At 70.4% G+C, this 25,779-nt stretch carries 24 protein-coding genes; 17 read left to right on the top strand and 7 right to left on the bottom strand.

The features are described 5' to 3' along the window. Nucleotides 1-2: 2 nt before the first annotated feature. The 4 genes from ACYVGI_RS04415 to ACYVGI_RS04400 all read left to right on the top strand — a co-directional run bounded on the left by ACYVGI_RS04415 (nucleotide 3) and on the right by ACYVGI_RS04400 (nucleotide 4,885). Nucleotides 3-1,754: an amylo-alpha-1,6-glucosidase gene (locus tag ACYVGI_RS04415; RefSeq protein ID WP_460631436.1), complete on the top strand. Its 1,752-nt coding sequence runs from the start codon at nucleotides 3-5 to the stop codon at nucleotides 1,752-1,754. 79 nt (nucleotides 1,755-1,833) lie between these two features. Next, on the top strand, nucleotides 1,834-3,141 hold the full coding sequence (locus ACYVGI_RS04410) for an ABC transporter substrate-binding protein (RefSeq protein WP_460631435.1): 1,308 nt from the start codon (nucleotides 1,834-1,836) through the stop codon (nucleotides 3,139-3,141). A gap of 2 nt (nucleotides 3,142-3,143) precedes the next feature. Next, on the top strand, nucleotides 3,144-4,067 hold the full coding sequence (locus ACYVGI_RS04405) for a carbohydrate ABC transporter permease (RefSeq protein ID WP_460631434.1): 924 nt from the start codon (nucleotides 3,144-3,146) through the stop codon (nucleotides 4,065-4,067). Further along, the gene (locus tag ACYVGI_RS04400) at nucleotides 4,064-4,885 is read left to right on the top strand and encodes a carbohydrate ABC transporter permease (protein WP_460631433.1); all 822 of its coding nucleotides are present in this window, start codon (nucleotides 4,064-4,066) and stop codon (nucleotides 4,883-4,885) included. The genes ACYVGI_RS04405 and ACYVGI_RS04400 overlap by 4 nt, the downstream gene beginning before the upstream one ends. A gap of 121 nt (nucleotides 4,886-5,006) precedes the next feature. On the opposite strand, the gene ACYVGI_RS04395 is transcribed toward ACYVGI_RS04400, so the two are convergent. After that, entirely contained in the window at nucleotides 5,007-5,663 is a 657-nt protein-coding gene (locus ACYVGI_RS04395) for a GntR family transcriptional regulator (RefSeq protein WP_460631432.1), read from the bottom strand. Nucleotides 5,664-5,843: 180 nt separating this feature from the next. Here ACYVGI_RS04395 and ACYVGI_RS04390 point away from each other — a divergent pair, with 180 nt between their 5' ends. Genes ACYVGI_RS04390 through ACYVGI_RS04370 form a run of 5 tightly spaced genes read left to right on the top strand, consistent with a single transcriptional unit; the run spans nucleotide 5,844 to nucleotide 12,896 of the window. Continuing rightward, nucleotides 5,844-7,871, top strand: a complete 2,028-nt coding sequence (locus tag ACYVGI_RS04390) for a beta-galactosidase (RefSeq protein ID WP_460631431.1) — start codon at nucleotides 5,844-5,846, stop codon at nucleotides 7,869-7,871. Continuing rightward, complete coding sequence (gcvPA, locus tag ACYVGI_RS04385) at nucleotides 7,868-9,310, top strand: aminomethyl-transferring glycine dehydrogenase subunit GcvPA (protein ID WP_460631430.1); 1,443 nt, start codon at nucleotides 7,868-7,870, stop codon at nucleotides 9,308-9,310. Before ACYVGI_RS04390 ends, gcvPA begins: the two co-directional genes overlap by 4 nt. Beyond that, nucleotides 9,307-10,965 (top strand): aminomethyl-transferring glycine dehydrogenase subunit GcvPB, encoded by a 1,659-nt coding sequence (gene gcvPB / locus ACYVGI_RS04380; protein ID WP_460631429.1) that lies wholly within the window; start codon nucleotides 9,307-9,309, stop codon nucleotides 10,963-10,965. Before gcvPA ends, gcvPB begins: the two co-directional genes overlap by 4 nt. Further along, complete coding sequence (locus ACYVGI_RS04375) at nucleotides 10,966-12,147, top strand: ATP-NAD kinase family protein (RefSeq protein WP_460631428.1); 1,182 nt, start codon at nucleotides 10,966-10,968, stop codon at nucleotides 12,145-12,147. It abuts the gene before it with no gap. Further along, the gene (locus tag ACYVGI_RS04370) at nucleotides 12,138-12,896 is read left to right on the top strand and encodes an SDR family NAD(P)-dependent oxidoreductase (protein ID WP_460631427.1); all 759 of its coding nucleotides are present in this window, start codon (nucleotides 12,138-12,140) and stop codon (nucleotides 12,894-12,896) included. Before ACYVGI_RS04375 ends, ACYVGI_RS04370 begins: the two co-directional genes overlap by 10 nt. A 39-nt stretch (nucleotides 12,897-12,935) precedes the next feature. Here the strand turns inward: ACYVGI_RS04370 and ACYVGI_RS04365 are convergent, their stop codons facing one another. Together ACYVGI_RS04365 and ACYVGI_RS04360 are read right to left on the bottom strand one after the other, a co-directional pair. Then, on the bottom strand, nucleotides 12,936-13,166 hold the full coding sequence (locus ACYVGI_RS04365) for a CDGSH iron-sulfur domain-containing protein (protein ID WP_460631426.1): 231 nt from the start codon (nucleotides 13,164-13,166) through the stop codon (nucleotides 12,936-12,938). Next, nucleotides 13,163-14,200 carry an iron-containing redox enzyme family protein gene (locus tag ACYVGI_RS04360; protein WP_460631425.1) on the bottom strand — a complete coding sequence of 346 codons (1,038 nt, stop codon included), beginning with the start codon at nucleotides 14,198-14,200 and terminating at the stop codon, nucleotides 13,163-13,165. Before ACYVGI_RS04360 ends, ACYVGI_RS04365 begins: the two co-directional genes overlap by 4 nt. 92 nt (nucleotides 14,201-14,292) lie before the next feature. On the opposite strand from ACYVGI_RS04360, the gene ACYVGI_RS04355 reads away from it, so the two are divergent. After that, a complete protein-coding gene (locus ACYVGI_RS04355; protein WP_460631424.1) occupies nucleotides 14,293-15,384 on the top strand; it encodes a carboxylate-amine ligase in 1,092 nt (363 codons plus the stop codon). A 43-nt stretch (nucleotides 15,385-15,427) separates the two neighbouring features. Then, a complete protein-coding gene (locus ACYVGI_RS04350) occupies nucleotides 15,428-16,309 on the top strand; it encodes an aldo/keto reductase (RefSeq protein ID WP_460631423.1) in 882 nt (293 codons plus the stop codon). Nucleotides 16,310-16,339: 30 nt separating this feature from the next. Here ACYVGI_RS04350 and ACYVGI_RS04345 read toward each other — a convergent pair whose 3' ends face one another. Beyond that, nucleotides 16,340-17,071 carry an SDR family oxidoreductase gene (locus ACYVGI_RS04345; protein WP_460631422.1) on the bottom strand — a complete coding sequence of 244 codons (732 nt, stop codon included), beginning with the start codon at nucleotides 17,069-17,071 and terminating at the stop codon, nucleotides 16,340-16,342. A 128-nt stretch (nucleotides 17,072-17,199) separates the two neighbouring features. Between ACYVGI_RS04345 and ACYVGI_RS04340 the strand changes: the two genes are divergently transcribed. From ACYVGI_RS04340 to ACYVGI_RS04315, 6 genes are all read left to right on the top strand, one after another. Further along, on the top strand, nucleotides 17,200-18,090 hold the full coding sequence (locus tag ACYVGI_RS04340) for a helix-turn-helix transcriptional regulator (protein WP_460631421.1): 891 nt from the start codon (nucleotides 17,200-17,202) through the stop codon (nucleotides 18,088-18,090). After that, nucleotides 18,080-18,523 (top strand): cupin domain-containing protein, encoded by a 444-nt coding sequence (locus tag ACYVGI_RS04335; RefSeq protein ID WP_460631420.1) that lies wholly within the window; start codon nucleotides 18,080-18,082, stop codon nucleotides 18,521-18,523. Before ACYVGI_RS04340 ends, ACYVGI_RS04335 begins: the two co-directional genes overlap by 11 nt. Beyond that, nucleotides 18,520-18,834 (top strand): carboxymuconolactone decarboxylase family protein, encoded by a 315-nt coding sequence (locus tag ACYVGI_RS04330; RefSeq protein WP_460631419.1) that lies wholly within the window; start codon nucleotides 18,520-18,522, stop codon nucleotides 18,832-18,834. Before ACYVGI_RS04335 ends, ACYVGI_RS04330 begins: the two co-directional genes overlap by 4 nt. Before the next feature lie 150 nt (nucleotides 18,835-18,984). Then, nucleotides 18,985-20,124 carry an alanine racemase gene (alr, locus tag ACYVGI_RS04325; protein ID WP_460631418.1) on the top strand — a complete coding sequence of 380 codons (1,140 nt, stop codon included), beginning with the start codon at nucleotides 18,985-18,987 and terminating at the stop codon, nucleotides 20,122-20,124. Then, nucleotides 20,117-21,142 (top strand): D-alanine--D-alanine ligase family protein, encoded by a 1,026-nt coding sequence (locus tag ACYVGI_RS04320; RefSeq protein WP_460631417.1) that lies wholly within the window; start codon nucleotides 20,117-20,119, stop codon nucleotides 21,140-21,142. The genes alr and ACYVGI_RS04320 overlap by 8 nt, the downstream gene beginning before the upstream one ends. 175 nt (nucleotides 21,143-21,317) lie before the next feature. Continuing rightward, nucleotides 21,318-22,274 (top strand): manganese catalase family protein, encoded by a 957-nt coding sequence (locus ACYVGI_RS04315; protein WP_460631416.1) that lies wholly within the window; start codon nucleotides 21,318-21,320, stop codon nucleotides 22,272-22,274. A gap of 9 nt (nucleotides 22,275-22,283) precedes the next feature. Here ACYVGI_RS04315 and ACYVGI_RS04310 read toward each other — a convergent pair whose 3' ends face one another. Genes ACYVGI_RS04310 through ACYVGI_RS04300 form a run of 3 tightly spaced genes read right to left on the bottom strand, consistent with a single transcriptional unit; the run spans nucleotide 22,284 to nucleotide 25,775 of the window. Further along, nucleotides 22,284-23,810: an ATP-binding cassette domain-containing protein gene (locus tag ACYVGI_RS04310; RefSeq protein ID WP_460631415.1), complete on the bottom strand. Its 1,527-nt coding sequence runs from the start codon at nucleotides 23,808-23,810 to the stop codon at nucleotides 22,284-22,286. Beyond that, the gene (locus ACYVGI_RS04305; protein ID WP_460631414.1) at nucleotides 23,807-24,733 is read right to left on the bottom strand and encodes an ABC transporter permease; all 927 of its coding nucleotides are present in this window, start codon (nucleotides 24,731-24,733) and stop codon (nucleotides 23,807-23,809) included. The genes ACYVGI_RS04310 and ACYVGI_RS04305 overlap by 4 nt, the downstream gene beginning before the upstream one ends. A gap of 1 nt (nucleotide 24,734) precedes the next feature. Continuing rightward, nucleotides 24,735-25,775, bottom strand: coding sequence for an ABC transporter permease (locus ACYVGI_RS04300; RefSeq protein WP_460631413.1), 1,041 nt, complete (start codon nucleotides 25,773-25,775; stop codon nucleotides 24,735-24,737). Between the last annotated feature and the right edge of the window lie 4 nt (nucleotides 25,776-25,779).

The raw sequence follows: 25,779 nt of genomic DNA, 5'->3' as shown, positions 1-25,779 counted from the left end.
GGGTGGCCTCACTGGCTCGGGATGCGGCCGACCGCGCCGCGCGCTTCCTCGACCTGGAGAACGCTCCGTTCACGCTGCCGGGGTCGCGCATCCTGGTGCAGCGCGCGGACGGCGGGGTGACCGTGCGGCTGGCCGAGTACGAGCGCAGGCTCGACGACTGCGTCGTGGTGCGCAGCCTGCGGGTGTTCGGCGCGGACGGGCGCGTGGCGGAGATCGCGGACGTGCGCCCGGAGAGCATCGCGTTCGACGGCGGCGTGACGCTGACCTTCGACGGGACGACGGCGCTCAGCCTCGGTGGGGATTCGCGGTGGACGGTCGAGCTCACGCTGCCGGGCGCGGTCACCGCATCCGGTCGCTGGGAGCCAGGGCTGCCGTCGGCGTCTGAGGCGTCGTGGCTGGCGTCGGGCGCCGATGATCTGCTGGTGCGGGAGTCGCGCGGCGACACCGTGGTGCGGCTGTCGTTCGCAGGCGGGGACGGGGCACGGCTGCGGATCGCGCTGGGCGCATCCATGTCGGAGGCGGAGCGCGCGCACGGCGACGCCCTCGCCGCGACCACCGCGGTCTGGGACGACTGGTTCGCCCGCACCCCTGCGGTGCGGGCCGACCTCGCCGACCTCACCGCGTTCTGCTGGTGGGTGCTCGGGGCCAACGTCGTCACGCTGCCCGGCCGAGGAGACGCCCGCGCTGTCGTGCCGTCCAAGATCGGCTACGTGGGCCTCTGGCAGTGGGATGCGTACTTCATCGCCGCAGGCCTCCGTCACGGCGACCCGGAGCTCGCCCGGGAGCAGCTCGCGCTCGCGTTCGGGTTCCCAGCCACGAACGGCCAGCTTCCCGACGTGGTGCACGACGATGGCATCCTCGCCTCGAGCGACGACCTGCCGCCCGGCGACCGCGACAACCTCCGCCGCGCCGGTTCGGCCATCGCAGACCCGACCGCCCCCATCCCGCTGACCAAGCCGCCGCTCGCCGCCTGGGCGCTGCGCTCGCTGGAGGGCCTGGTCGACGATCCTGCCTGGTTCGACGACGCCTGGGCGACGGTCGCGCGCAGCCAGGAGTGGTGGTTCGCGCACTCCGATCTCGACGGCGACGGGATGCCCGAGTACGGCCACCCGTACTCCTCCGGCCTCGACGACAGCCCGATCTTCGACGGAGAGCTGCCGGTCGCGTCGCCCGACCTCGCGGCGTACCTGATCCTGCAGGACGACCTCCTCGCATCCCGGGCGCGGTCGGTCGGCGACGCCGCTGCCGCCGAGCGCCACACGGCCCGTGCCGAGCGGACGCTCGCGCTGCTGGAGGACATGTGGGACGACGACGTGGGGTTCTTCCGTTCCCGCGGCGCCGGCGCCCTGCTCCCCGCCGAGACCGCCGTGAGCCTGCTGCCGCTGCTCACCGGCCGCCTCCCGGGCCGCATCGTCTCCCGGATGCTCGAAGCCCTCGACGACCCCGACCGGTTCGCCACCCGGTGGGTCGTTCCGACGGTCGCGGCACGGGATGCGGACTTCTCCTCCGAGCGGATGTGGCGCGGCCCCGTCTGGGTCAACATCAACGCGCTCATCGCCGAAGGGCTGGCGGTGTCCGGCCACGCGGAGCGCTCGCGTGAGCTGGTCGAGGCCACCCTGCGGCTGGTGCAGCACGCCGGGGGTCCGCACGAGTACTTCAACCCGCTGACGGGTGCGAAGGCCAGGACGGCGACGACGTCGTTCGGCTGGTCTGCCGCGCTCTGCATCGACCTCGCGGTGCGCGCCTCCGGCTGACGCCTAGCGCACCGTGGGGGCGGCGGGCTCGTTCTGCGTCTCTTGCTGTATACAATATTCAATCGACAAAGGAGTCACCATGAAACGCTTGCGAACGCTCGTCCCGATCGCCGCCGCTGCGCTGGTCCTCAGCGGCTGCGCGATGGCGGGGACCGCATCCGGTCCCGCCGCGACCATCGACCCGAACGCGAAGGTGTCGGGCAGCATCACCGTCTGGTCGTGGGATGCGGCGGCCGTGTCGCTCAAACGCCTCGCGGGCGAGTACGAGAAGAAGCACTCCGGCACGACGATCAAGGTGGTCGACATCGGCTACGACAACGCATACGACAAGCTCTCCGTCGGACTCCAGGCGGGCACCGGCCTCCCGGACGTCGTCACCATCGAGACCGACCACACCCCCGGCTACCTCAGCCAGTTCCCGAAGGGCTTCACCGACCTCACCCCGATCATCGGATCCAAGAAGGCCGACTTCGACCCGTCCAAGTGGGCGGCGTCCGTCGACAGCACCGGCGCCGTCAAGGCCGTGCCGTGGGACTCCGGCACTGTCGGCCTGTTCTACCGCTCCGACTACCTCGACGCCGCGGGCGTCGACCCGGCGAGCCTGACCACCTGGGATGCCCTGGTCACCGCCGGCGAGAAGATCAAGGCCGCGACAGGCCACACCCTCCTCACCGCCGACGTCTCCTCCGGTGGTCTCTTCCAGATGCTCCTGCAGCAGCAGGGCCAGGGCCTGTTCGACCAGAAGGGCGACATCACCGTCTCGTCGCCGCAGGCCGTCAAGGCGCTCACCCTGCTCAAAGAGCTCAACGACAAAGGCCTCCTCAAGAACGTCAAGGGCTGGGATGCGCGGGTCACCAGCGCGAAGAACGGCGACTCCGCCGTCACCCCGGAGGCCGTGTGGTGGATCGCGACGCTGACCGGCGAGGCGGCCGAACTGAGCGGCAAATACGGCGTGGCCGAGCTGCCGGCGTTCGGCTCGGACGGCGCCCGCACCTCCAACAGCGGCGGCTCAGCGCTCGCGGTTCCCACCCAGGCGAAGAACCCGCAGCTCGCCGCATCCTTCGCGGCGTTCGCGCTCGCGGACACCGCCAACCAGGTGTCGATGATGAAGAAGGACGGCCTGTTCCCGTCCTACCTGCCCGCACTGAAGGACCCGCTGTTCCAGCAGCCGGACCCGTACTTCGGCGGACAGAAGGTCTACCAGTTGTTCGCGGAGCAGACCGCGAAGATCCCGGCGATCAGCTACACCGCCGACAACGCGAAGGCGGGCGACATCGTCGCCAACGCGGTCGTCTCGTCGGTGATCAACGGCGCAGACCCTGCGACCGCGCTGAAGGACGCGGCGAAACAGATCGCGACGGCGACCGGCCGCACGATCGCGGGCTGAGCATGGCCACCGTCGACTCCGTCACTGCGGGTCGCACGGCGGCGCAGCCGAGGGCAGCCAGGTCGCTGGGGCGCAGGCTCCAGCGACCTGGCGCCTGGTTCGCGCTGCCCGCCGCCGCCCTGTTCGCCGTGTTCTTCGCGTATCCACTCGTGGTGTCGCTCTGGCAGAGCTTCTTCAGCACCAGGGGAGGCGCATCCACCTGGGTGGGGCTCGACCAGTACGCGCGGCTGTTCGAGGACCCGCTCGTGCTCACCAGTCTCGGCAACGCCGGGCTGATCCTCGTGGTGCAGGTGCCGATCATGATCGGCACGGCGCTGCTGCTCGCGTACACGCTCAACCAGACCTGGCTGAAGTTCCGCACCGGATTCCGGCTGATCTACTTCCTGCCGGCCGTGACGACGCTCGTCGCGTACTCGGTGGTGTTCCGGGTGATGCTCGCCACCGACGGAGGCGCGGTGAACCAGCTCATCGGGCTGTTCGGCATCGCGCCCGTCGACTGGCTCAACGACGAGCTCTGGGCGCGCGTGGCGCTCATCGCATCCATCACCTGGCGGTGGACCGGATACAACATGGTCATCCTGCTCGCCGGGCTGCAGAGCATCCCCGCAGAACAGTACGAGGCGGCGCGCGTCGACGGCGCCGGTCGCTGGGCGACCTTCTCGAAGGTCATCGTGCCGCAGCTCCGTCCTGCGATCGTGTTCACCACCATCACGTCGACCATCGGCGCCCTGCAGTTGTTCGACGAGAACGTGATCCTCACCGGCGGCGGACCCAACAACGCCACCCTGACCCCGGTGCTCTACCTCTACAAGGTCGGCTTCCAGCAGTTCGACCCCGGTTACGCATCCGCCATCGCCTGGCTGCTCGTGCTGCTCACCGGCATCATCTCGATCGTGCAGTTCCGTCTTCTGAGGGAGAAGAAATGATCCGCGCCCTGCGGCACTCACCGGTCTACCTGCTCCTCGCGGGCGGGGCCGTGCTCAGCGTCATCCCGTTCCTGTGGATGGTCGTGGCATCCACCCACACGACGTCGTCGCTGTTCGCCACGCCCCTGCCCGTGCTGCCAGGCGGCGAGCTGCTCGCCAACCTGGCGAGGCTGCAGGCGGAGACGAACTTCGGCCTCGTGCTCGCAAACAGTCTCGGGATCGCGGTGGTCTACACGGTGTTCAGCTCCGCGGTGAGCGTGATGGCGGGCTACGGGCTGGCGAAGTTCCGCTTCCGTGGCCGCGGCGCACTGATGGCCGTGGTGCTGGTGACGATGATGATCCCGATGCAGGTGCTGCTCGTGCCGCTGTTCCAGATGATGGCGAGCATCGGCTGGATCGACACATACCAGGCGATCATCGTGCCGTTCCTCGCCAACGCGTTCGGCATCTTCCTGATGCGCCAGGCGTTCCTCGACTTCCCCGACACGATCATCGAGGCGGCGCGCATCGACGGCGCCGGGGAGCTGCGCACGTTCTACCGGGTGGTGCTGCCGATCGCCCGCCCCCAGCTCGCTGCGCTCGTCATCTACACGTTCGTGAGCCAGTGGAACGCGTTCATCTGGCCGCTGCTGATGCTCAACACTGAGGACAAGTACACGGTGCCGGTGGCCCTCAACACGATGATCGGCCTCTCCCGCGTCGACTACTCCGGCCTGATGCTCGGCTCGCTGCTGGCGACCATCCCGCTGCTGATCGTGTTCCTGCTGTTCCAGCGCCAGTTCGTCGCCGGTCTGCTCGGCGGCGCGGTGAAGGGCTGACGCCCCCCGCCTCCCCGCCTCCCCGCTTCCGACGAGTGGTCCCGACTTGCCGTGCGGCGTCCCGCGCCCACGGCAATTCGGGACCACTCGACGACTTATGGATGCGCGTGCACGCGCGGCGTCAGGCCAGCCGCTCCCAGGAGATGCCCGCGTCGGCGAGGAGGCGGCGCATCCCGTTGGTCCAGTTGGCGGCCAGGGCCGCCTTCGCGGCGTCGAGGTCGCCCGCGACGAGGTGGCGGGCGATGTCCGCGTGCTCGATCGCGCTGCGCTCGACCATCACGTCGTCGGAGACCAGCAGCGACTCGTAGCGGTGGATGGCGCGGCGCACGCCGGCGATCTCGTCGAGGAGACGCTGGTTGGGGCACGCGCTGAGCATCAGGTTGTGCCATTCGTCGTCGCGGCGGTTCACCAGGGCGTGCTGCGCGACGTCGTCGTTGAACTCGGCGGCGAGGGCGGCGAGCTGTTCGCCGATCCCGGCCAGCTCGTCCGCCGGGCTGAGGTCGATGGCCAGGCTTTCGAGGGCGACGATGATCGGGCAGAGCTCTTCGAACTCGCGGGCGCTGAGCGGCACGAAGCGGAAGCCCTTGCCGTTCTCCGACTCGATCTGGCCTTCGCTCTCGAGCGCGATCAGCGCTTCGCGGAGCGGGGTGCGGGAGACGCCGAGCTCGGCGGCGAGCTGCACCTCGTTGATGCTCTCGCCCGGGCGAACATTGCCGGCCCGCATTCTCGCGATGAGTTCTTCGCGCACCTGGGATCGCAGGTTCTTGCGCTCGATCACTGTGACCTCCTGGTCGGTTCGTGCGTGGCCTCGCGGCCGGCCGGCGTCGCCAGCTTAGGGGTTGACCCCTCGCGGGAATCGCTTTAGCGTTACTGTATACAGAATACAGTGGACGGTTGCCCGGTGTAAAGCACCGCAGCCGCGACTGTCCGTTCGACCCGCACACTCGCAAGGAGACCAGTGACGACCACCTCGCCGCGGAGCATCCGCCTCGACGCCCTCGCCTATGGCGGCGACTACAACCCCGACCAGTGGCCGGAGAGCGTCTGGGCCGAGGATGCGCGCCTCATGGTCGAGGCCGGTGTCAACCTCGTCACCCTCCCTGTCTTCTCCTGGCCCCTGCTCGAACCGCGCCCAGGCGAGTACGACTTCGCCGGGCTCGACAGGGTCATCGACCTGCTCTGGGAGCACGGCATCCGCATCGACCTGGCCACCGCGACCGCGACGCCGCCCGCGTGGCTGGTGCGCGAGCATCCAGAGGTGCTGCCGTGGAACGCGGACGGCGTGCGGCTGGAGTTCGGCTCCCGGCAGTCGTACTGCCCCAGCTCGCCGATCTTCCGGGAGGCGGCACTGCGCCTCACCCGCGCGCTCGCCGAGCGGTACGGCGCGCACCCTGCTCTCGCCCTCTGGCACGTCTCCAACGAGTACGGCGACCACGTCTCGCGCTGCTGGTGCCCGGAGTCCGCGCGGCACTTCCGCCGCTGGCTGCAGAACAGATACGGGACCATCGACGGACTGAACGCCGCGTGGGGCACGAGCTGCTGGGGCCAGAACTACCTCGGCTTCGAGCAGATCGAGCCGCCGCGCACCGCGACAGGGCCGATCAACCCGGCAGAGCTGGTCGACTTCGAGCGGTTCTCCTCCGACGCACTGCTCGAACTGTTCCAGTCCGAGATCGACGTGCTGCGCGAAGTCACCCCGGACATCGCCGTCACCACCAACTTCATGAGCCTGTTCCGCGAGCTCGACTACTGGGACTTCGCCGCCGCGGAGGACATCGTCACCGACGACGCATACCCCGACCCCGCCGACCAGGATGCGCACATCGCCGCGGCCCTCAACTACGGCCTGATGCGCTCCCTCAAAGATGGCCGCCCCTGGCTGCTGCTGGAGCAGGCGCCGAGCGCGGTGAGCTGGCGTGAGGTCAACGTGCCCAAGGCGCCCGGCCAGATGCGCGTCGGCAGTATGCAGGCGCTCGCCCACGGCTCGGACGGTGTGCTGTTCTTCCAGTGGCGGCAGGCGAAGTTCGGCCCGGAGAAGTTCCACTCCGCGATGCTCGGTCACCGCGGGGAGCGCAGCCGCACCTTCCAGGAGACCAAGGCGCTCGGGGCCGAGCTGAAGACGCTCGCGCCGATCACGGGGACCAGGGTGCGCGCATCCGTCGCCCTCGTCGCCGACTGGGACTCCTGGTGGGGTGTCAGCGAACCGGAGTCGCTTCCCTCCGTGCGCCTCGACTGGCTCAGGGAGGCCCGCGCCTGGCACGCCGCCGCGTACGCACTCGGCCAGCCGGTCGACGTGGCGCGCGCCGCCGGCCCATTCGGCGACCACCGCGTGCTGCTCGTACCGAACCTCTACGCCACCACGCCAGAGCAGGCGGATGCGCTGACCGCGTTCGTCGAGGAGGGCGGCCAGCTCGTCGTCGGCCCGTTCTCCGGCGTGGTCGACCACTGCGAGCAGATCCACGACGGCGGCGCCCCCGGCCCGCTGCGCGACCTGCTCGGCATCGAAGTGGACGAGTGGTGGCCGCTCGCAGACGGGCAGACCGGCACCGTCGGCTTCGGGAACGCTCGCCACGGCGTGCGCGTCTGGAGCGAGTGGATCGAGGCGGCACAGGGCACCGACGTGCTCGCGACATACGCCGACGGCCACCTCGCAGGGCGTCCGGCCGTAACGCGCCGCGCATCCGGTGCGGGAGCCGCCTGGTACCTGAGCGCCGGGCTCGACAGCGATGGGATGCGCGCGGTGCTCTCCGAGGTGTTCGCGGCGGCAGGCGTGCCGGTCGCCGCATCCATCGACACCGACCTCGAAGTCGTCACCCGCACCGACGGGACGACCGACTACACGTTCGTCCTCAACCACGGCCGCCGCGACCTCACCGCACCGCTCATCCCGGACGGCCGCGACCTCCTCACCGGCGCAGACGCCGCCGGCGGCCTCCCCCTCTCCGCCTTCGGCGTAGCCGTCATCGCCCACCCGGCGCAGCCATGACCCATCACCCAGACCACCCCACCACCGACCGCGAGGCCACCATGACCCAACCCTTCGTCCACCCGTACGTGCCGAACACGGCGCCGGCATCCCGTCAGGCGATGCTCGACGCCGTCGGGGCGGCATCCGTCGAGGAGTTCTACGCGGACGTCCCCGCCGACCTCCGCCTCGGCCGCGCCCTCGACCTGCCGGAGCCGCTCGTCGCCGAGCAGGACCTGGTGCGTCATGTCGGCGGTCTGCTGCGCCGCAACCGCTCTGTCGATCCAGGCCGCCTCTTCCTCGGCGCAGGAACGTACCAGCACGCCGTCCCCGCCGTGGTCGACGAGGTCATCAACCGCAGCGAGTTCCTCACCGCATACGCCGGAGAGCCGTACGAGGATCACGGCCGTTTCCAGGCGCTGTTCCAGTACCAGTCGCTGATGGGCGAACTGCTCAACCAGGATGTGGTCAACGTCCCCACCTACGACGGCTTCCAGGCCGCGGCAACCTCGCTGGCCATGGCGGGCCGCATCACCGGCCGCCGCACCGTCCTGCTCGTCAGCGACGCGCATCCGGACAAGCTGTCGAAGGTCCGCGACTACATCGCACCCACCATCGACCTCGTGCTCGTTCCCACCGTCGACGGCGCCGCCGACCTCGCCACCGTGACCGGGATGCTCGACGAGGGCACCGCCGCCATCTGGATCGAGACCCCCAGCTACACCGGAGCCCTGGAGACCGCCGTCGCGGACCTCTCCGACGCCGCGCACGCTGTCGGAGCCGTCGTCATCGTCGGCACGGACCCGATCGGACTCGGCGTGCTCACGCCGCCGGCCGACCTCGGCGCCGACATCGTCCACGGTGACATCCAGTCCCTCGGGCTGCACCCCTGGTTCGGCGGCGCGCACGCCGGGTTCATCGCCGTGCACGACGACACCCGCTTCGTGATGGAGCTGCCCTCGCGTCTGTTCGGTCTCGCATCCACGGATGTCGAAGGCGAGTACGGCTTCGGCGACGTGGCGTACGACCGCACCTCGTTCGCCCTCCGTGAGGAGGGGAAGGAGTGGGTCGGCACCGCAGCGGCCCTCTGGGGCATCGCGGCGGGCGTCTACCTCTCGCTGATGGGCCCGCAGGGCATGGCGGAGGTCGGCGAGACCGTCCTCGCCCGCACCGCGTACGCGTCCCGTGTGCTCGGCGCTCTCCCCGGCGTCGCGCTCGCGGACGGCGCGACGCACTTCCGCGAGTTCGTCATCGACCTGACGGATGCGGCGCTCACCGCACCCGAACTGGTCGCGGCGGGCCGCGCATCCGGATTCGAGCCGGGCCTCGCGCTCGACGACCACCGCCTGCTGGTGTGCGTCACCGAGCAGAACACCCAGACCGACATCGACGACCTCACGGCCGTGCTCGCCGACGCGCTCGGCGCAGCGCGCGCACAGAAGAAGGAGCAGAACGCATGAGCCTCCCCATCGCCCCCAAGCCGGCTCTGCGCCGTTTCCACCAGGCGCGCTGGGACGAGCCCATCGTCTTCGAGCTGCACACGCCGGGCGAGCGCGGCGTGCTCGTCTCCCGCCCGGAGGCCGGGGTGCGCGAGACGGTCGGCGATGTCGTCGCCGCCCTGCCTGCGTCCCTCCGTCGGAGCGCGCCGCCCGCGCTGCCGGAGATCGGGCAGATGCGCGTGCTCAAGCACTACCTGCGCCTGAGCCAGGAGAACCTCGGCGCCGACCTCAACGTCGACGTCGGTCAGGGCACCTGCACCATGAAGTACGCGCCCAAGGTCAACGAGGCCATCATCCGCACGCCCGACCTGACCGAGCTGCACCCGCTGCAGGACCAGGCGAGCGTGCAGGGAGTCCTCGAGATCGTCTGGCGCACCGAGCGGATGCTCGCGGAGATCTCCGGCATGAGCAGAGTCTCGCTGCAGACCAGCGGCGGCTCCGAGGCGATCTGGGCCAACATCTCGATGATCCGCGCCTACCACGCCTCCCGCGGCGAGGCGGAGCAGCGGGATGAGGTCATCACCACGATCTTCTCCCACCCGTCCAACGCCGCAGCGGCCAAGGCGGCGGGCTACACGGTCATCACCATCCATCCGGACGCCGACGGCTACCCCGACCTCGACGCCCTCCGCGCCGCGCTCTCCCCGCGCACGGCGGCGATCATGGTCACCAACCCGGAGGACACCGGGATCTACAACCCGCGCATCCGCGAGTGGGTGGAGCTGGCGCACGAGGTGGGCGCGCTCGCGTCGTACGACCAGGCCAACGCGAACGGCATCCTCGGCATCACCCGCGCCCGCGACGCCGGGTTCGACGTCTGCCACTTCAACCTGCACAAGACGTTCGGCACCCCGCACGGTTGCGGAGGGCCTGGGTCAGGGGCGAACGCCGTGTCCGAGGCGCTCGCGCCGTTCCTGCCCGGGCCTGTGGTCGAGCGCGACGGCGACCACTACTACCTGGATGCGGACCGCCCGCAGTCGATCGGCTCCGTCGCACCGTTCTACGGCGTCATCCCGAACATCGTCCGCACATACGCGTGGATCAGCGCGCTCGGCGCTGACGGCCTGCGCGCGGTGGCGGAGACCGCCGTGCTGAACAACAACTACCTGATGAAGCGCATCCTCGAGATCCCCGGCGCCAGTGCACCGTATGCGACGGGCCGCCGTCGCATCGAACAGGTGCGCTACTCGTGGCACGAGCTGTTCGAGGAGACCGGCATCAGCTCGGAGGAGATCGGAGTGCGCGCCGCCGACTTCGGAATGCACTACTGGACCAGCCACCACCCGTACGTCGTGCCGCAGCCGTTCACGCTGGAGCCGACGGAGTCGTACTCGATGGCCGAGCTGGACGAGTACGCGAACGTGCTCGCCGAGGTCGCGCGCGAGGCACGCGAGACACCGGAGGTGGTGCGCACCGCCCCGCACAACCAGACCGTGCACCACACGCACCACGACGACCTCGACGACCCGGAGCGGTGGGCTGTGACCTGGCGCGCGTACCAGCGGAAGTACTTCGGGGCAGGCGCAGGCGCAGGGACCGGAAACGCTGCCGCGCCGTCCGCGTCCGCGGCAGGGTCGGCGTCCGGGTCGGCGTCGGCCGAGGAGGCAGCGGCCTAGATGTCCACCGTCCGTCAGCTCCGCCGCCCGGCGATCGGGGTGGTCGTGAACCCCGTCGCCGGGATCGGGGGACCGGCCGGTCTCGTCGGCAGCGACGGCGACGCCGTGCAGCGCGAAGCGGTCGCGCGCGGTGCGCACGCCCGTGCAGCCGACCGCGCGGCCGTCGCCCTCGCGGTGCTGGCGGACGCGCATCCCGGGCTGGAGGTGCTGACGGCTGCCGGGGCGCTCGGTGAGGACGCCGTCCGTGCGGCCGGGTTGCTGCCACACGTCGTCTACACCCCGGATGCGTCCCGCCCGACGACCGGTGACGACACGATGCGCGCGGTCGCCGCCTGTGCGGCAGACGGCGCAGGACTGGTGCTGTTCGCGGGCGGAGACGGCACGGCCAGGGATGCGGCGAGCGGCGCGCCTCCGGAGGTCGCGCTCCTCGGCATCCCGGCCGGCGTGAAGATGTACTCGGGCTGCTTCGCCGTCGCCCCGGCGGCTGCGGGCGCCATCGCAGCAGACTGGCAGACCTCGGGCGGCCTGCCGACGCGCGAGGCGGAAGTCCTCGACCTCGACGAAGCCCTCCTGCGTGCGGGGCGGCCCGACCCGCGGCTGTTCGCGCTCGTGCGCGTACCGGCGTCCCGAGAGCGCACCCAGGCGCGCAAAGCGCCGACCCCGACGAGCGAGGCGGACGCCGTGCGCCTCGCGGCAGCGGGAGCCGTGGCGGCCATGCGGCCCGGCGTCCGCTACCTGCTCGGGCCGGGCGGAACGCTCGCCTCCGTGTCCCGTGCGCTCGGCATCCAGGGCACGCCGCTCGGCGTCGACATCGTGCAGGACGGTGGGCTCATCGCCCGCGACGTCTCCGAGAAGCAGGCGCTCGCCGCCGTCGCCGGGCATCCGACGAAGGCCGTGGTCACCGTGATCGGCGGCCAGGGCTTCCTGCTCGGCCGCGGCAATCAGCAGCTCTCTCCCGCAGTGGTCGACGCGATCGGCCCCGACCCTCTGCTCGTCGTCGCGACGGAGCAGAAACTCCTCGATCTCTCCGGCCGGCCTCTTCTGGTCGACACCGGCGACCCCCGCATCGACGCACGCCTCGCCGGTCACCTCCGGGTGATCACCGGCCCGTCGTCGTCGAGCATCTACCCTGTCAGTGCCGCCAGTGCGGCCACCACCGAAGGAGCGCACACATGCGTCTAGCCGACAAGTCCGCCATCGTCACCGGAGGAGCGGGCGGCATCGGCCGCGCCACCTCCCTCGCCTTCGCGGCGGAGGGCGCGCGCGTCGCCGTCGTCGACGTCGCCCCTGGGGCGGCGGAGAAGGTCGCCGAGGAGATCCGTGCAGCGGGCGGCACCGCCATCGCGCTCACGGCCGACGTGTCGAACGAGGCGGACATCGAGCGCGTCGTCGCCGACACGGTCGCGGAGTTCGGCGGCATCGACGTTGTGTTCAACAACGCGGGCATCATCCGCAGGACCACCGCGGTCGAGACCACGGCGGACGAGTGGGATCGCGTGTTCGGCGTCAACGTCAAGGGCATCTTCCTGATGTGCAAGCACGTCGTCCCCGTCATGGCGGCGAACGGCGGAGGCTCGATCGTCAACACCGGTTCGGGCTGGGGGCTCAAGGGCGGCGCGCAGGCCATCTCGTACTGCGCATCCAAGGGCGCCGTGGTCAACATGACCCGCGCCCTCGCCATCGACCACGGCCCGCAGGGCATCCGCGTCAACTCGGTCAACCCCGGCGACGTCAACACCGGGATGCTCCGCGACGAGGCCCGTCAGCTCGGCCAGGAGGCTGGCTCGTTCCTCGCCGAAGCCGCCGACCGGCCGCTGCAGCGCATGGGGGAGCCGCAGGAGATCGCGGCCGCTGTCGTCTGGCTCGCCTCCGACGAGTCCTCGTACGTCACCGGCTCCGCCCTCGTCGTGGACGGCGGCGGGATCGCCTGATCGGCGGTGCGGGCCGGGTGCACCGGCCCGCACTCGCGCTCACGCCTCCGGTGGCTGCGGCGGCGGGTCCGTCCGGAAACCGACGAGCTTGTGCGTCCCGTCGCAGTACGGCTTGATCGTCGACACCCCGCAGCGGCACAGCGCCACCGTGCGACGGCTGCGGTGAACGGGCTGCCCGTCCGCGTCGACGATCTGCGCTGGGCCGCGCACGAGCAGCGGGCCGTCCGTGCACGCGACGATGGTCACCACTGGCGAATCGTCTGCGCTCACACCGTCACCGTCTCTTCCACGCGCAGCGAGCTCGCGCCCGCCTGCCAGCGTTCGAGCATGTGCGCGCCGACGAGGCCGTCCGCGTAGAGGCAGGCACGCGCACCGAACACGATGTCGGGCAGCAGTTCGGGATGCTCCTCCGCCAGACCACCGGCGAGGTCGCGTCCCGCGATCTGCTCGTGGACCGCATCCGCCTCGACGTGCTCGTCGAAGTAGTCGGTGACCTCGCTGTCGTAGCCGAGCCTCCTGAACCCGTTTCCGTACAGGCGGTTCGGGATGGACGACGTCATCTCGAACGCGGCAAGGTGACCGGCGATGGCGCCGCGGAGACGTCGATTCAGGCCGAACATCGACATCATGTTGAAGGACGCGAGTGTCACGGCGGGCGCGCGGTCGAGGTAAGCGCCGTAGCCGGGGTCGAGCCCGATGCCCGTCATGGTCTTCGCGAAGATCACGGAGTGCATCCGAGTCGGCTGCCCTCCGCCGTACTCGTCCGACTGCACCTCCACGAGTGCGGCCTTGGCCCTGCCGGTCAGGCGCGGGATGGCCCAGGAGTGCGGGTCAGCCTCTTTGAGGGTGTAGATCGACCGGTGGATGATGAACTCCGCCGCCTGCTCGCGCGTCGCCTTCTTCGCCAGGTAGCGGGAGAGGCTCGGGCCGCTGTCCTCCGCGGTCGCGGCGAAGAGGTACGCGGCGACGGACTCCGCATCGGGATGCGGGAGCTCGCCGATCTCGACGCGCTCCCGGAGCTGCTGCTCGAACAGGTCCTCGATCGCAGTGCGGACGGCCACCTGCTCAGGGTGCCACTCCCAGCGGTCGTCGCACTCGATCACCCCACCGTATGAGAGCCCGTAGCTGAGGAGCAGCACGAGCTGGAGGTCGTCGTCCGTGCCGACGTCCGGCTTCTCGTCGAGCGCTTCCCGTGCGAGGTCGAGGGTGCGCTGCATGGCGTCTGTGGATGGCCGCGCCGGTTCGGCGAGGGCCTGGAGGAGCTGCGCGCTCACGGGTCCGCGTGGCGTGATTCGTGCTGTCATGCTCCGACCGTGAGCCGACTTCCCTACCCAGTCAAGCCATTGCGCGCATCCCGTGGCCGTGCGTACTGTGTGCGACGGACGAGGGGATGCGCGTGCGGACGACGATCGGCATAGAGGAGGAGTTCGTGCTGCTCGATCCCGGCAGCCTCGTGCCCGTCGAGCGTGCTCGCGAGGCTCAGGATGCGCTGCGGCGCAGCGACCGGTCCGGCCGGGTGATGGCCGAGTTCTTCCCGTCCCAGCTCGAGTTCGCCTCGCCGGTGTGCGAGACGGCCGGGCAGGCGCTGGACGCCGTGGCCGGGTTCCGCGAGGAGCTGTCCGCCTGGGCGGCGGAGAACGGCCTGGTCGCGTGCGGTGTCGGCCTGCCGTACCGCGTCGCGCAGGAGGCGGAAGTGACGGATGAGCCGCGGTACCGCGAGATCGCGTCGCACTTCGGGCTGATCGTGCGCGATCACCAGCTCAACGGATTGCACGTGCACGTCGGCGTCGCCGACAGGGACGCCGCGGTCGCGGCCTCGAACGCGCTGAGGCCGTGGCTGCCCGTGCTGCTGGCGCTGTCCGCCAACTCGCCGTACTGGAACGGCGTGGACACCGGGTTCGACTCCTGGCGTGCCATCCACAGCAGGCGGTGGACGACGCACGGCATCCCTCCCCGCTTCAGGGATGCGGTCGACTACGACCGCAGGACCGCCGCGCTGCGCGGCGTCGGGGGCACATCGGATGCCGGAACGCTGAACTGGGTCGTGCGGCCATCGGAACGCTATCCGACCGTCGAGGTGCGCGTGTTCGACGCCCAGCTCGACCCGGAGACGAGCGTGGCCCTCGCATCCGTCGTGCGCGGGCTGGTCGTCGCGTCTGCGAGGCGCCAGCAGGAGGTCGACGCCGCGGCGATCGAGGCCGAGCTCCTGGACTCCGCGCTCTGGCACGCGGCCCGCAACGGCCTCGCGTCCGACCTGCTCGATCCGCGCGACGGAGAGCTCGCCGACGCCCGCACGGTCGTCCACGCCGTTCTCGAAGCGGCCGCAGGCGGCCTCGCCGAGCACGACGACACGGCGGTAGCGTCCGCGGCGGTGGACCGCATCCTGCGCGAGGGCAACGGTGCGACCAGGCAGCGAGCGGCGATGGATCAGGGCGGGATGCGCGGGCTCACCGCCGCGATCAGTGCGGACGTCGTTTCCACGTACTGACAGTCACTCCCTCCCGCGCGCGAACCGGCCTAACGTCGATGGCATGAACAACATCCTCACCCTGAACAACGGCGTCGAGATGCCCGCTCTCGGGTTCGGCGTCTTCCAGACACCGCCCGACGAGACGGCGGAGGCGGTCGCGGCAGCCCTGGCCACCGGTTACCGCCTGATCGACACGGCTGCCGCCTACGGCAACGAGCGCGGCGTCGGCGACGCGATCCGCGCATCCGGAATCGCCCGAGACGATGTCTTCATCGAGACCAAGGTCTGGATCAGCGACTACGGCTACGACGAGACCATGCACGCGTTCGAGAAGAGCGCGAGGAAACTCGGCGTCGACACCATCGACCTGTTCATCCTGCACCAGGCGCTCCCCGGTGCGTTCGAGAAGACGGTCCAGGCCTATCGGGCGCTCGAGAAGCTGCTCTCAGACGGGAAGGTGCGCGCGATCGGCGTCAGCAACTTCATGCCGGCCCATCTCGCATCCCTGCTGGAGCAGACAGAGGTCGTGCCCGCCGTCAACCAGGTCGAGGTGCACCCCTACTTCACGCAGCCCCTGGTGCAGGCAGTGGATGCGGAGCACGGCATCGTGACGCAAGCCTGGTCGCCCATCGGCGGCATCACGTCCTACCGGGGCGAGGGCAGCACGAGCACGTTCGCCGACCCGGCGATCCTCGCGATCGCGGAGAAGCACGGCAAATCCGCGGCTCAGGTGATGCTGCGCTGGCACCTGCAGGAGGGCCGCTCCGCCATCCCGAAGTCGGTGAAGCCGGAGCGCATCCGCGAGAACTTCGACGTCTTCGACTTCGAGCTGACCGACGACGAGCTGCGCAGGCTCGACGCCCTCGACCGCGGGGTGCGCGGCGGTCCTGAGCCGGAGGCGATCACGCTGGAGTCGTTCGGTCGCGACATCCCGGAGGACTGACCGGGGTCGCTGGCGGCCGTGCGCCCGGCCTCACCCGAGCTGGTTCGCCGGGCGCGCGAGCACCTCGTTGATCGCGAAGTGCCGTGGCCGGGTCACGACGAACGCGATCACGTCGGCCACGTCCTCCGCCGTCACCTGCACGGTGTCGTAGAGGCTTTCCGTGCCCTTCTTCGTCTCCGCGTGGGTGATGTGCGTCGGCAACTCGGTCGCGACGGCACCCGGCTCGATCAGGCTGACCCGCACGTCCGGCAGCAGTTGCTGACGCAGCGACTCGGAGAAGCCGTTGATGCCCCACTTGGTCGCGGCGTACACCGCGTTGCCGGACCGGGCAGTTCGCCCGGCGACCGACGAGATGTTGACGATGTCGCCACCTCCGGCCCGCAGTTGCTCCAGGAACACCTCCGTGGTGGTGATCGCACCGAGCAGGTTGACCTCGATCATCCGCCGGTAGTCCGCGCGCTGCTCAGACGAGAAGGGGCCGAGGAGCATGATGCCGGCGTTGTTGACGAGCACGTCGGCCCCGCCGAGCTCCTGCTGCACGCGGTCGGCAGCGGCGACCAGTGCATCCCGATCGGTCACGTCTGCCTCGATGGCGACGGCGCCTGCCCCGAGCTCGTCCGCCAGAGCGTGGATGCGGTCGGCCCTGCGGGCGAGGAGGGCCACCCGGTAGCCGTGCGCGGACAGGGCTCGGGCCGTGGCAGCGCCGATGCCGGAGGATGCGCCGGTGATGACGGCGACGCGACCGTCGGTGGGGTCGGTCATGGGGTGTCCTTTCGTCGTGGTTCGTGTACGCCCAGTCCACTCCTTCGCGCGTGAGAAAGGGAGGGGCCGGTTATCCGTGTACTGACAGAGACTCCCTCGCCCCCAGCTTGCGGCCGTACCGTGAAGGCATGGACAACCAGCTCGAAGTGCGCGAGTTCCTCGCGTCCCGTCGCGCCCGCATCACACCGGAGCAGGCGGGGATCATCGGTGGTGGCCGCCGTCGCGTCGCCGGTCTGCGGCGCGAGGAGGTCGCGATGCTCGCCGGGATGAGCGTCGACTACTACGCCAAAATGGAGCGCGGGAACCTCGGCGGCGTCTCCCCTGAGGTTCTGGATGCCCTCGCCGGCGCCCTCCAGCTCGACGAGGCCGAGGTCACGCACCTGCACGACCTCGCCAGGGCCGCCGCTCCCGGTGCGCGGGTCCGCACACGGTCGCGCTCTGCCGCCGGCACAGTCCGGCCCGCCCTCCGACGCCTTCTCGACACCATCGACGCGCCGGCGTACATCGCGAACCAGCGCAAAGACTTCCTCGCCACCAACGCCCTCGGCGCCGCCGTCTTCGCCCCGATCCTCGACGACCCGTCGAACCAGCGCAACAACGCCCGCTTCACCTTCCTCAACCCGGCGTCGCGCAGCTACTACCCCGACTGGGAGAAGGGGGCGGACAGCATCGTCGCGTCCCTCCGTGTGGCAGCAGGGCAGAACCCGCACGACAAGCCGCTCACCGACCTCATCGGCGAGCTCGTCACCCGCAGCGATGCGTTCCGGATGCGCTGGGCCCACCACGACGTGCGTTTCCACCGCTCCGGCACCAAGCGCATCCACCACCCGGACGTCGGCGACCTGGAACTCGACTACGAGGCCCTCGACCTTCCGACCGACCCCGACCTGGTGCTGTTCGTCTGTGCACCGCAGCCCGGCTCGCCGTCGGAGGAGCGCATCCGCCTGCTGGGCAGCCTGGCGGCGACGACTCGGGATGCCCGGGATGCGGCGCAGGCGGGAGCCGACCGTGAACCGTGAGCCGGCGACCCCCACCTCGGCCGGACCCGCCGAGCGCTTCACCGGCCAGGTCTGGGTGGACCGCATCGCCCCGGACGCGGCACAGCTCACGGCGGGCATCGTTCATTTCGCCCCCGGCGCGCACACCGCCTGGCACGCGCACGCGCACGGCCAGACCCTGCACGTGACCGAAGGCACCGCCCTGATCCAGGCCAGGGGCGGCGACCTCGTCATCGCCCGCGCGGGGGACACCGTCTACACCCCGGCCGGCGAGTGGCACTGGCACGGCGCCACCGCTACGGGTTTCATGACCCACCTCGCCCTCTCGGCAGCGCCCAGAGACGCGGATGGTCCTTCCGTGACCTGGGGCGACCACCTCACCGCCGCCGAATACGCCGCCGCCGAATACGCCGCCGCCGAGTACACCGCCGCCCGAACGAAGGAGCACGAATGACCGAACAGACCCCCGCCCAGGCCGCCATCGGCGACTTCGCCCCCAAGCTGGTGCAACTCACCGATGACGTGCTCTTCGGCGACGTCTGGGAACGCCAGGAGCTGTCCAAACGCGACCGCAGTCTCATCACGGTCACCAGCCTCATCACCTCCAGCAGCTTCGAGCAGCTTCCCAACCATCTCCGCCTCGCGAAGGCGAACGGCCTGACAGAGGAGGAGCTGATCGAAGCGATCGTCCACCTCGCCTTCTACGCGGGCTGGCCGAAGGCAATGTCGGCCATCCAGGTGGCGAAGCGGGTGTTCGCGGAGTAGCGCTGGGCGGCTCGGAGCGGCCGCGATCTCGATCCAGGGGATGATCGGCTTCAACAGTTCGGATGACTCTCTGCGCTCCGATATGGGCGACGCTGATCGCATGGGAATCGTCAACGAGCGACACGGCGTCGCGCATCCACTCGCCTGCTGATGTCCTGGACATCCGAGCTGGTCGTCCACGATGAGGCGATCAGGGCGAACACCGCGTTCTTCGCGTCGATCACCGGGGGCCGCGTGATGGCGGTGCTCAAAGCGGATGCGTTCGGGCACGGTGCGATCGCGCACTCCGTCGTGGCGTCCGGGGCGACCTCCATCGGCGTCACGTCCGTAGACGAGGCGCTGGCTCTGCGCGGGGAGGGGATCAGCGCCCCGATCCTGAGCTGGCTGAACCCTGTCGACGCCGACTTCGAGGCAGCCGTGCTCGCCGACATCGATCTCGCGGTGCCGAGCGCCGCTCTGCTGCCCGCCGTGGTGCGGGCCGCCTCGGCTGTCGGGCGGCGCGCCAGGGTGCACCTGCACATCGACGTGGGCATGGCGCGCGACGGCGCGCCAGCCGGCGAGTGGGCGGCGCTCTGCGGGATCGCCCGTGAGTTCGAGCATCTGGGCTGGATTCGCGTCGTCGGCGTGATGGGGCACATGTCGTGCGCCGATCAGCCCGAGCATCCACAGAATCAGCGCGAACGACTCGTCTTCGCCAACGCCGTGCGCACCGCGACCCGGCGCGGCCTCTCCCCGGCCGTCACCCACCTCGCCGCGACGGCCGCCACGCTGACCGGCGTCGGCGCCGGGTTCGGAATGCACCGCATCGGCGCGGGACTTTTCGGCATCGACCCGTCCGGCACCTCCCGAGAACTGCGGCCGGCGCTGTCGCTGTCCACGCACGTCGTCGCCGCGCGAGAGGTCGCGCCTGGCACGGGCATCGGCTACGGGCTCGATCACGTCGCCGACCGGCGCACCCACCTCGCCCTGCTCCCGATCGGCTACGGCGACGGGCTCCCGCGCGGAGCGTCGGAGCGGGCGGATGTGTTCGTGCGCGGTCGCCGTCGCCCTCTCGTCGGGCGGTTCTCGATGGACATGGTCGTGGTCGACACGGGCGACGACGCGGTCGCACCCGGGGAGACCGTCCTGGTGTTCGGGCCGGGTGCGGACGGTGAACCCACGGTCGCGGAGTGGGCGCGGTGGTCGGGGACGATCGAGCACGAGATCGTGACGAGGATCGGCACGCGCGTGGCGCGCATCCACCGGACGACGGGCGCGTATCGGAGCAGGCAGGGAGCTGTTCATGGGTGAGGGGCGAGCACGCAGGGTCGCCGTGATCGGCGGCGGTGCGAACGACGAGCACGAGGTCTCGCTCGCCTCCGCCGCGGCGGTCGCCCGCGCCGTCGAGGCAATCGGGCTGGATGCGGTCCCCGTCACCATCGACCGCGCCGGTGGATGGCACCACGGCGGTGGCGGGCCACTGACGTCTGCGGAGGCGGTCGCGCTCATGACCACCTGCGATGTCGCGTTCCCCGTGCTGCACGGCGTCAACGGCGAGGACGGCGCCGCGGCAGGGCTGCTGACCATGATCGGCGTGCCCTTCGTCGGCTCGCCGGTGCGGGCCGGGGCCATCGGGATGGACAAGTGGGTGACGAAGCTCGTCGCGCAGGCCGTGGGCGTCCGCACCGCGCCAGGGGTTCTGGTGCGCGGTGCGGCGGACGCATCCTCGATGGATGCGGTCCCGCCGTTCGTCGTGAAGCCGACCTCCGGTGGGTCGAGCAACGGCGTCACCGTGGTCAGGCACGTCGGCGAGCTGGCCGCAGCGATCGACCTCGCGTGCGGCTCGGGGGACACAGCGCTCGTCGAGCCGTTCGTCACCGGTCGCGAGGTCGACATCGCGCTGTTCCGGGATGGTGCCGGGGTGCTCCACGCGGGAGCCGCCCTCGAGATCGGTGTCGCAGACGGCGGTGTCTTCGACCGGGAGCAGAAGTACGACGGGACCGCCTCGTTCACCGTCCCGGCGCGCCTCACCCCAGCCGAGCACGCGGCCGTCGATGGCGCGGCGCGCGCCCTCTACGAGGAGCTCGGCTGCGCGGGCGTGGCGCGCTTCGACTTCTTCGTCACCGCGACGGGCATCGTCCTCAACGAGGTGAACACGACGCCCGGTTTCACCGAGCAGTCGCAGGTGCCGCTGATGTACGCCGCGACCGGCCTGGGCTACGAGGGTCTGGTCGCGGCGCTGATCGAGGCGGCGGGGCAGACGCGGGGCAGGCGGCCTCCCGTCGGCTCCGGTGCGTCACGAGGTCTTCGCCCACGCTCAGCGAGCTGATCTGCGCCGACCGGGTTGCCCGGCCGCCCGCATCGTGCAGGCGCGGACCGCGTGCATCCGCTCTCGCGGTGACACCCGCCGCGTCAGCGGTCAATGGGGTGGCGGGCGCGAGATTGCTGAGGACCGTCGACGGGGAGGCACCCGAACTCGGAGCCTCACTATCGGGGAGGTATTCATGTTCTTTCACGTGCAGAGCCTGATCAACGACATCGAGCAGGACGAGCCGGATCCGGCCGCCGCGAACGCACTGCAAGAGGGGCTCGGTGGTCAGTTCGGCGAGATGCGCACGATGATGCAGTACCTGTTCCAGGCGATGAACTTCCGCGGCCCTGCAGCCAAGCCGTATCGTGACCTCATCCAGGGCATCGGCACGGAGGAGATCAGCCACGTCGAACTGATCGGCACGACCATCGCGCGACTCCTCGACGGATCCCCCCAGTACCAGGGAACGAAGCGCGACCCGGTCGACAAGCCGGGCGCCGGCGGCGCGATCCCGCTCAATATCGCCCTCGCCGAGGGGAACATCCACCACTACCTGGTCGGAGCTCAGGGTGCTCTGCCGGTAGACGCCGTCGGCAATCCGTGGTCCGGCAGCTACGTCTACAACTCCGGCAACCTCGTGCTGGACCTGCTCTACAACCTGATGCTGGAGTCCACCGGACGCCTGCAGAAGTGCCGGATCTACGAGATGACCGACAACAAGACGGCGCGCTCGACCATCGCCTACCTCATCGTGCGCGACCAGGCCCACGAGAACGGCTACGCGAAGGCCCTCGAAACGCTCGGCGTCGACTGGAACAAACTGCTGCCGATCCCGAAGACCAACGCCGACCGCTTCCCCGAGGTGAAGAAACTGACCGACCTCGGCCTGCAGAGCAAGCAGTACACGTTCGACCTCGCCGGTCAGTCCGAAGCCGGCAAGATCTTCCAGGGACTCTCACCGTCGAAGGACGGCACCACCCTCGACGCCTCCGCGCAGGCTCCGGAAGGAGCGCCGTCCGTCATCGCGAGGGAGCGCTTCGAGGAGTACGCGCCGGGCCTCGACCCTGAACTGCTCAAGCTCATCCAGGCCACCGCCGACCTTGAGCTGGCCGACGTGGACGCGATGTACGGGAGGGTCGCCGGCGACTGACGCGGTCGCTCAGCGCAGCGCCATCCGCAACCGCAGCGAGCTGCCGACGAGCTCGCGTGTGTACTCGTCGCGCGGGCTCTCGAAGATCTCCGCCGGTGCGCCCTGCTCGACGATGCGGCCGTTGTTCAACACGACGATGCGGTCGGCGAGGGAGCGGACCACCGCCAGGTCGTGGGTGATGAAGAGGTAGGCGACGCCCGTGCGGTCGCGGAGGTCGGCGAGCAGGTCCAGGATGCGGGCCTGGACCGAGACGTCGAGGGCGGAGGTGACCTCGTCGCAGACCACCAGCGGGACAGGACCGGCGAACGCCCTGGCGATCGCCACGCGTTGCTTCTGGCCCCCGGAGAGCTCGCGCGGAAGGCTGTCGAGCACGGTGGGCGGCAAGCCCACCGTGTCGGCGAGGGATGCCGCGTCGGTGTCGCCGCCGAGGAGCCTGATGGATCGGGTGAGGACCTGGCGGACCGTGCGGCGAGGGTTGAGGGACGCATCCGGGTTCTGGAAGACGACCTGCACCGGTGCGAGAGCGCCGTCGTGATGGAGGGTGCGCATCCCGTGGTGGCTGGTGAGGCCGGCGGCGATGCGGCCGAGGGTGGACTTGCCGCTGCCCGACTCGCCGACCAGGCCGACGATCTCGCCCGACCGGATCGCGAGGGAGACGTCGTCGATAGCTCGCGTGCGGCCGAAGTCCTTGGTGATGCCCGTCAGCTCCAGCAGCGGAGTCCCGGTGGCCGGGCGGCGGGCGAGCGGAGCGTCGATGGCGGGGAGGGAGGAGACCAGCTCGCGGGAGTAGGGGTGCGTCGGGCGGGTGAGGACGGTTCGCGCCTCCGCCCGCTCGACCACCACCCCGTTCTGGAGGACGGCGACGTGGTCGCAGTGGGAGGCGACGAGCGGGAGGTTGTGGCTGATCAGGAGGGTTGCGAAGTCGTGCTGGTGCCGCAGGCGCTCGATGAGGTCGAGGATTCCGGCCTCCACCTTGCTGTCGAGGCCGGTCGTCGGCTCGTCCAGGATGAGCAGGCGCGGCTCGGTGGCAAGGGCCATCGCGATCACGACCCGCTGCTGCTGGCCGCCGGAGAGTTCGTGCGGGTAGCGGTGGACGACGCGTTCCGGGTCGGGCAGGTCGACGCTCCTCGCCGCATCCACTGCCGACGCCCAGGCGGCTGACCGGGAGGCGCCCGCGATGCGGAAGACCTCGGCGAGCTGCGCGCCGACGGTGGACGTGGGGTTGAGGGCGAGACCGGGCTCCTGGTAGACGACGCCGACGGAACCGGCCCGGTAGCGGCGGAGCGCATCCCTGGACAGGGTCAGCACATCCTGGCCGGCGACGGTCAGGCGGTCGGCGGTGATGCGGCCGTTCGCCGGCAGGTACCGGGTGAGCGCGAGCGCGATCGTGCTCTTGCCGGAGCCGGACTCACCGACCAGGCCGTATGACTCGCCCGCGCGGATGGTGAGGTCGACGTCGGAGACCACCCGCCTGACGCGGCCGTCGATCGAATAGTCGACGGACAGCCCGCGCACGTCGACGACGATTTCGCTCATCGGTCGAACACCTCCTTGAGGTTGTCGGCGATCAGGTGGACGGCGACCACGAGGGACGCGATGGCGGCGGCCGGGAACAGCACGGTCCAAGATGCGCTCTGCAGGTACGCCCGGTTGTCGCTGATCGCGAGACCCCAGTCCGGCGACGGCGGGGCGGAGGCGAGGCCGAGGAACGACAGCGACGACGAGATGAAGATCGCGGCGGCGAGGCTCAGGGTCGCCTGGATGAGGATGGTCGGGAAGACGTTCGGGAGCAGCTCCCCGAACAGGATGCGCGGGGTCGACTCCCGTTGCAGTTGGGCGCTGGTCACGTACTGCTTGCCCATCTCCGCGAGCACGGCCGCCCGGATGATGCGCGCGATTCCCGGCGCGAACACCAGGCCGACCGTGAGGATGAGGGTGGGGACGCTCGCGCCGAACGCACCGACGATCACCAGGATGAAGATGAGCGTTGGCAGGGCGAGGAAGACGTCGAAGACGCGCATCAGAGCCGTGTCCACCCAGCCGCGGGAGTACCCGGCGATCAGGCCGAGGGTGCTGCCGATGACCGTCGCGAGGATGGTGCCAGCTGGACCGATCGCCAGCGCGGGCTCGGCTCCGGCCAGCACCCGGGCGAACACGTCGCGGCCGATGTCGTCGGTGCCGAACCAGTGCGCGGCCGACGGGGGAGAGAGCTGGTGGCCCGTGTCGACGAACGGTTGCAGGCCGAACCAGCGCCAGCCGACGGCGGCGACGATCCAGAAGAGCACGATGATCGCGCTCAGGACGAAGGTCGGGCGGCGTAGCAGCCGGACGACCGCGCCGTGACGGCGGCGGGAGCTGAGCGTGGCTGCGGGCGCCGTGGCGTGAGCGCCGGCTGCGGGAGCGGCGGCGGGAGGCGCATCCACCGGGCTCGCGGCGATGCCGAGGTCGTCGATGGCCATCTCACTCTCCCCTGTCGAAGCGGATGCGCGGGTCGACGAGCGCGAACAGCACGTCGGTGAGCAGCAGGGCGAGCAGCGAGATGACGCCCGTGACCATCACGCCCGCTTCGAGCAGCACGATGTCCTTCTTCTGGGTCGCGGTCACCAGCAGTGCGCCGAGGCCGGGGTAGCCGAACAGGGACTCCACGATGGCGCTGCCGCCGAGCAGGGTGCCGAGGTAGATGCCGAGCAGGGAGATGGTGGGGATGAGCGCGTTCCTGGCGACGTGCGACCGGACCACCTGAGCCGGTTTCAGCCCCTTGAGCACGGCCGTCCGGTGGTACTGCGAGGTGAGGGTTTCGAGCGTCCCGGTCCGCACCATCCTGACCAGGACGGCGAGGTAGCCGAGCGCGAGGGTGATCGCGGGGAGCGTCATGGCCCGCAGGTGCAGGAGCGGGTCGGCGGAGACCGCGTCCGCTGCCGAGCTGACCGGGACCCAGCCGAGCCAGACGGCGAAGACGATGAGGAAGACGATGCCGATCACGAACTCCGGCACGGCGGAGAGCGACATCAGCAGCACCGTGATGGTGCGGTCGGTGCGCTTTCCCTCCCGGTAGGCCTGGACGGCGCCGAGCGCGATGGCGACCGGCGCCATGATGACGAACGCGAAGAGCCCGAGCAGGAGGGAGTTGCCCAGCCTGCCCAGGATGAGCTGCGACGCCGGCTGGGCGTAGATCAGGCTGGTGCCCCAGTTGCCGGTGACGAAGCCGCCGAGCCAGCGCAGGTAGCGCTCGACGATCCCGCCGTCGAGGCCGTGCGCGGCGTTCCAGGCGACGACCTGGTCGGCCGACGCGTACGGACCGAGCGCATTGCGGCCGGGGTCGCCCGGCACGACCTGCACCAGCCAGAACACGAGCACCGAGACGACGAGCAGCACGAGCGGGATCTGCACCGCGCGACGGCCGACGAGGGAGACAAGGGCGCGGTGCCGAGGGGCGAGCCCGGACAGCCCCCACCCCGGCACCGGTTCGCGGTCGCCGAGGCGGGGGCTGGACGTGGTCATGGTG

Source organism: Leifsonia lichenia (assembly GCF_054780215.1).
Note: the sequence above shows the minus strand (reverse complement) of the source record. Positions and strands in the feature narration are given on the sequence as shown.

Coding starts and splice junctions, on each gene's coding strand:
- ACYVGI_RS04410 (WP_460631435.1), top strand. CDS start 1,834: ATGAAACGCTTGCGAACGCTCGTCCCGATCGCCGCCGCTGCGCTGGTC.
- ACYVGI_RS04405 (WP_460631434.1), top strand. CDS start 3,144: ATGGCCACCGTCGACTCCGTCACTGCGGGTCGCACGGCGGCGCAGCCG.
- ACYVGI_RS04400 (WP_460631433.1), top strand. CDS start 4,064: ATGATCCGCGCCCTGCGGCACTCACCGGTCTACCTGCTCCTCGCGGGC.
- gcvPA (WP_460631430.1), top strand. CDS start 7,868: ATGACCCATCACCCAGACCACCCCACCACCGACCGCGAGGCCACCATG.
- gcvPB (WP_460631429.1), top strand. CDS start 9,307: ATGAGCCTCCCCATCGCCCCCAAGCCGGCTCTGCGCCGTTTCCACCAG.
- ACYVGI_RS04375 (WP_460631428.1), top strand. CDS start 10,966: ATGTCCACCGTCCGTCAGCTCCGCCGCCCGGCGATCGGGGTGGTCGTG.
- ACYVGI_RS04370 (WP_460631427.1), top strand. CDS start 12,138: ATGCGTCTAGCCGACAAGTCCGCCATCGTCACCGGAGGAGCGGGCGGC.
- ACYVGI_RS04360 (WP_460631425.1), bottom strand. CDS start 14,200: ATGACAGCACGAATCACGCCACGCGGACCCGTGAGCGCGCAGCTCCTC.
- ACYVGI_RS04350 (WP_460631423.1), top strand. CDS start 15,428: ATGAACAACATCCTCACCCTGAACAACGGCGTCGAGATGCCCGCTCTC.
- ACYVGI_RS04345 (WP_460631422.1), bottom strand. CDS start 17,071: ATGACCGACCCCACCGACGGTCGCGTCGCCGTCATCACCGGCGCATCC.
- ACYVGI_RS04340 (WP_460631421.1), top strand. CDS start 17,200: ATGGACAACCAGCTCGAAGTGCGCGAGTTCCTCGCGTCCCGTCGCGCC.
- ACYVGI_RS04330 (WP_460631419.1), top strand. CDS start 18,520: ATGACCGAACAGACCCCCGCCCAGGCCGCCATCGGCGACTTCGCCCCC.
- alr (WP_460631418.1), top strand. CDS start 18,985: ATGTCCTGGACATCCGAGCTGGTCGTCCACGATGAGGCGATCAGGGCG.
- ACYVGI_RS04320 (WP_460631417.1), top strand. CDS start 20,117: ATGGGTGAGGGGCGAGCACGCAGGGTCGCCGTGATCGGCGGCGGTGCG.
- ACYVGI_RS04315 (WP_460631416.1), top strand. CDS start 21,318: ATGTTCTTTCACGTGCAGAGCCTGATCAACGACATCGAGCAGGACGAG.
- ACYVGI_RS04310 (WP_460631415.1), bottom strand. CDS start 23,810: ATGAGCGAAATCGTCGTCGACGTGCGCGGGCTGTCCGTCGACTATTCG.
- ACYVGI_RS04305 (WP_460631414.1), bottom strand. CDS start 24,733: ATGGCCATCGACGACCTCGGCATCGCCGCGAGCCCGGTGGATGCGCCT.
- ACYVGI_RS04300 (WP_460631413.1), bottom strand. CDS start 25,775: ATGACCACGTCCAGCCCCCGCCTCGGCGACCGCGAACCGGTGCCGGGG.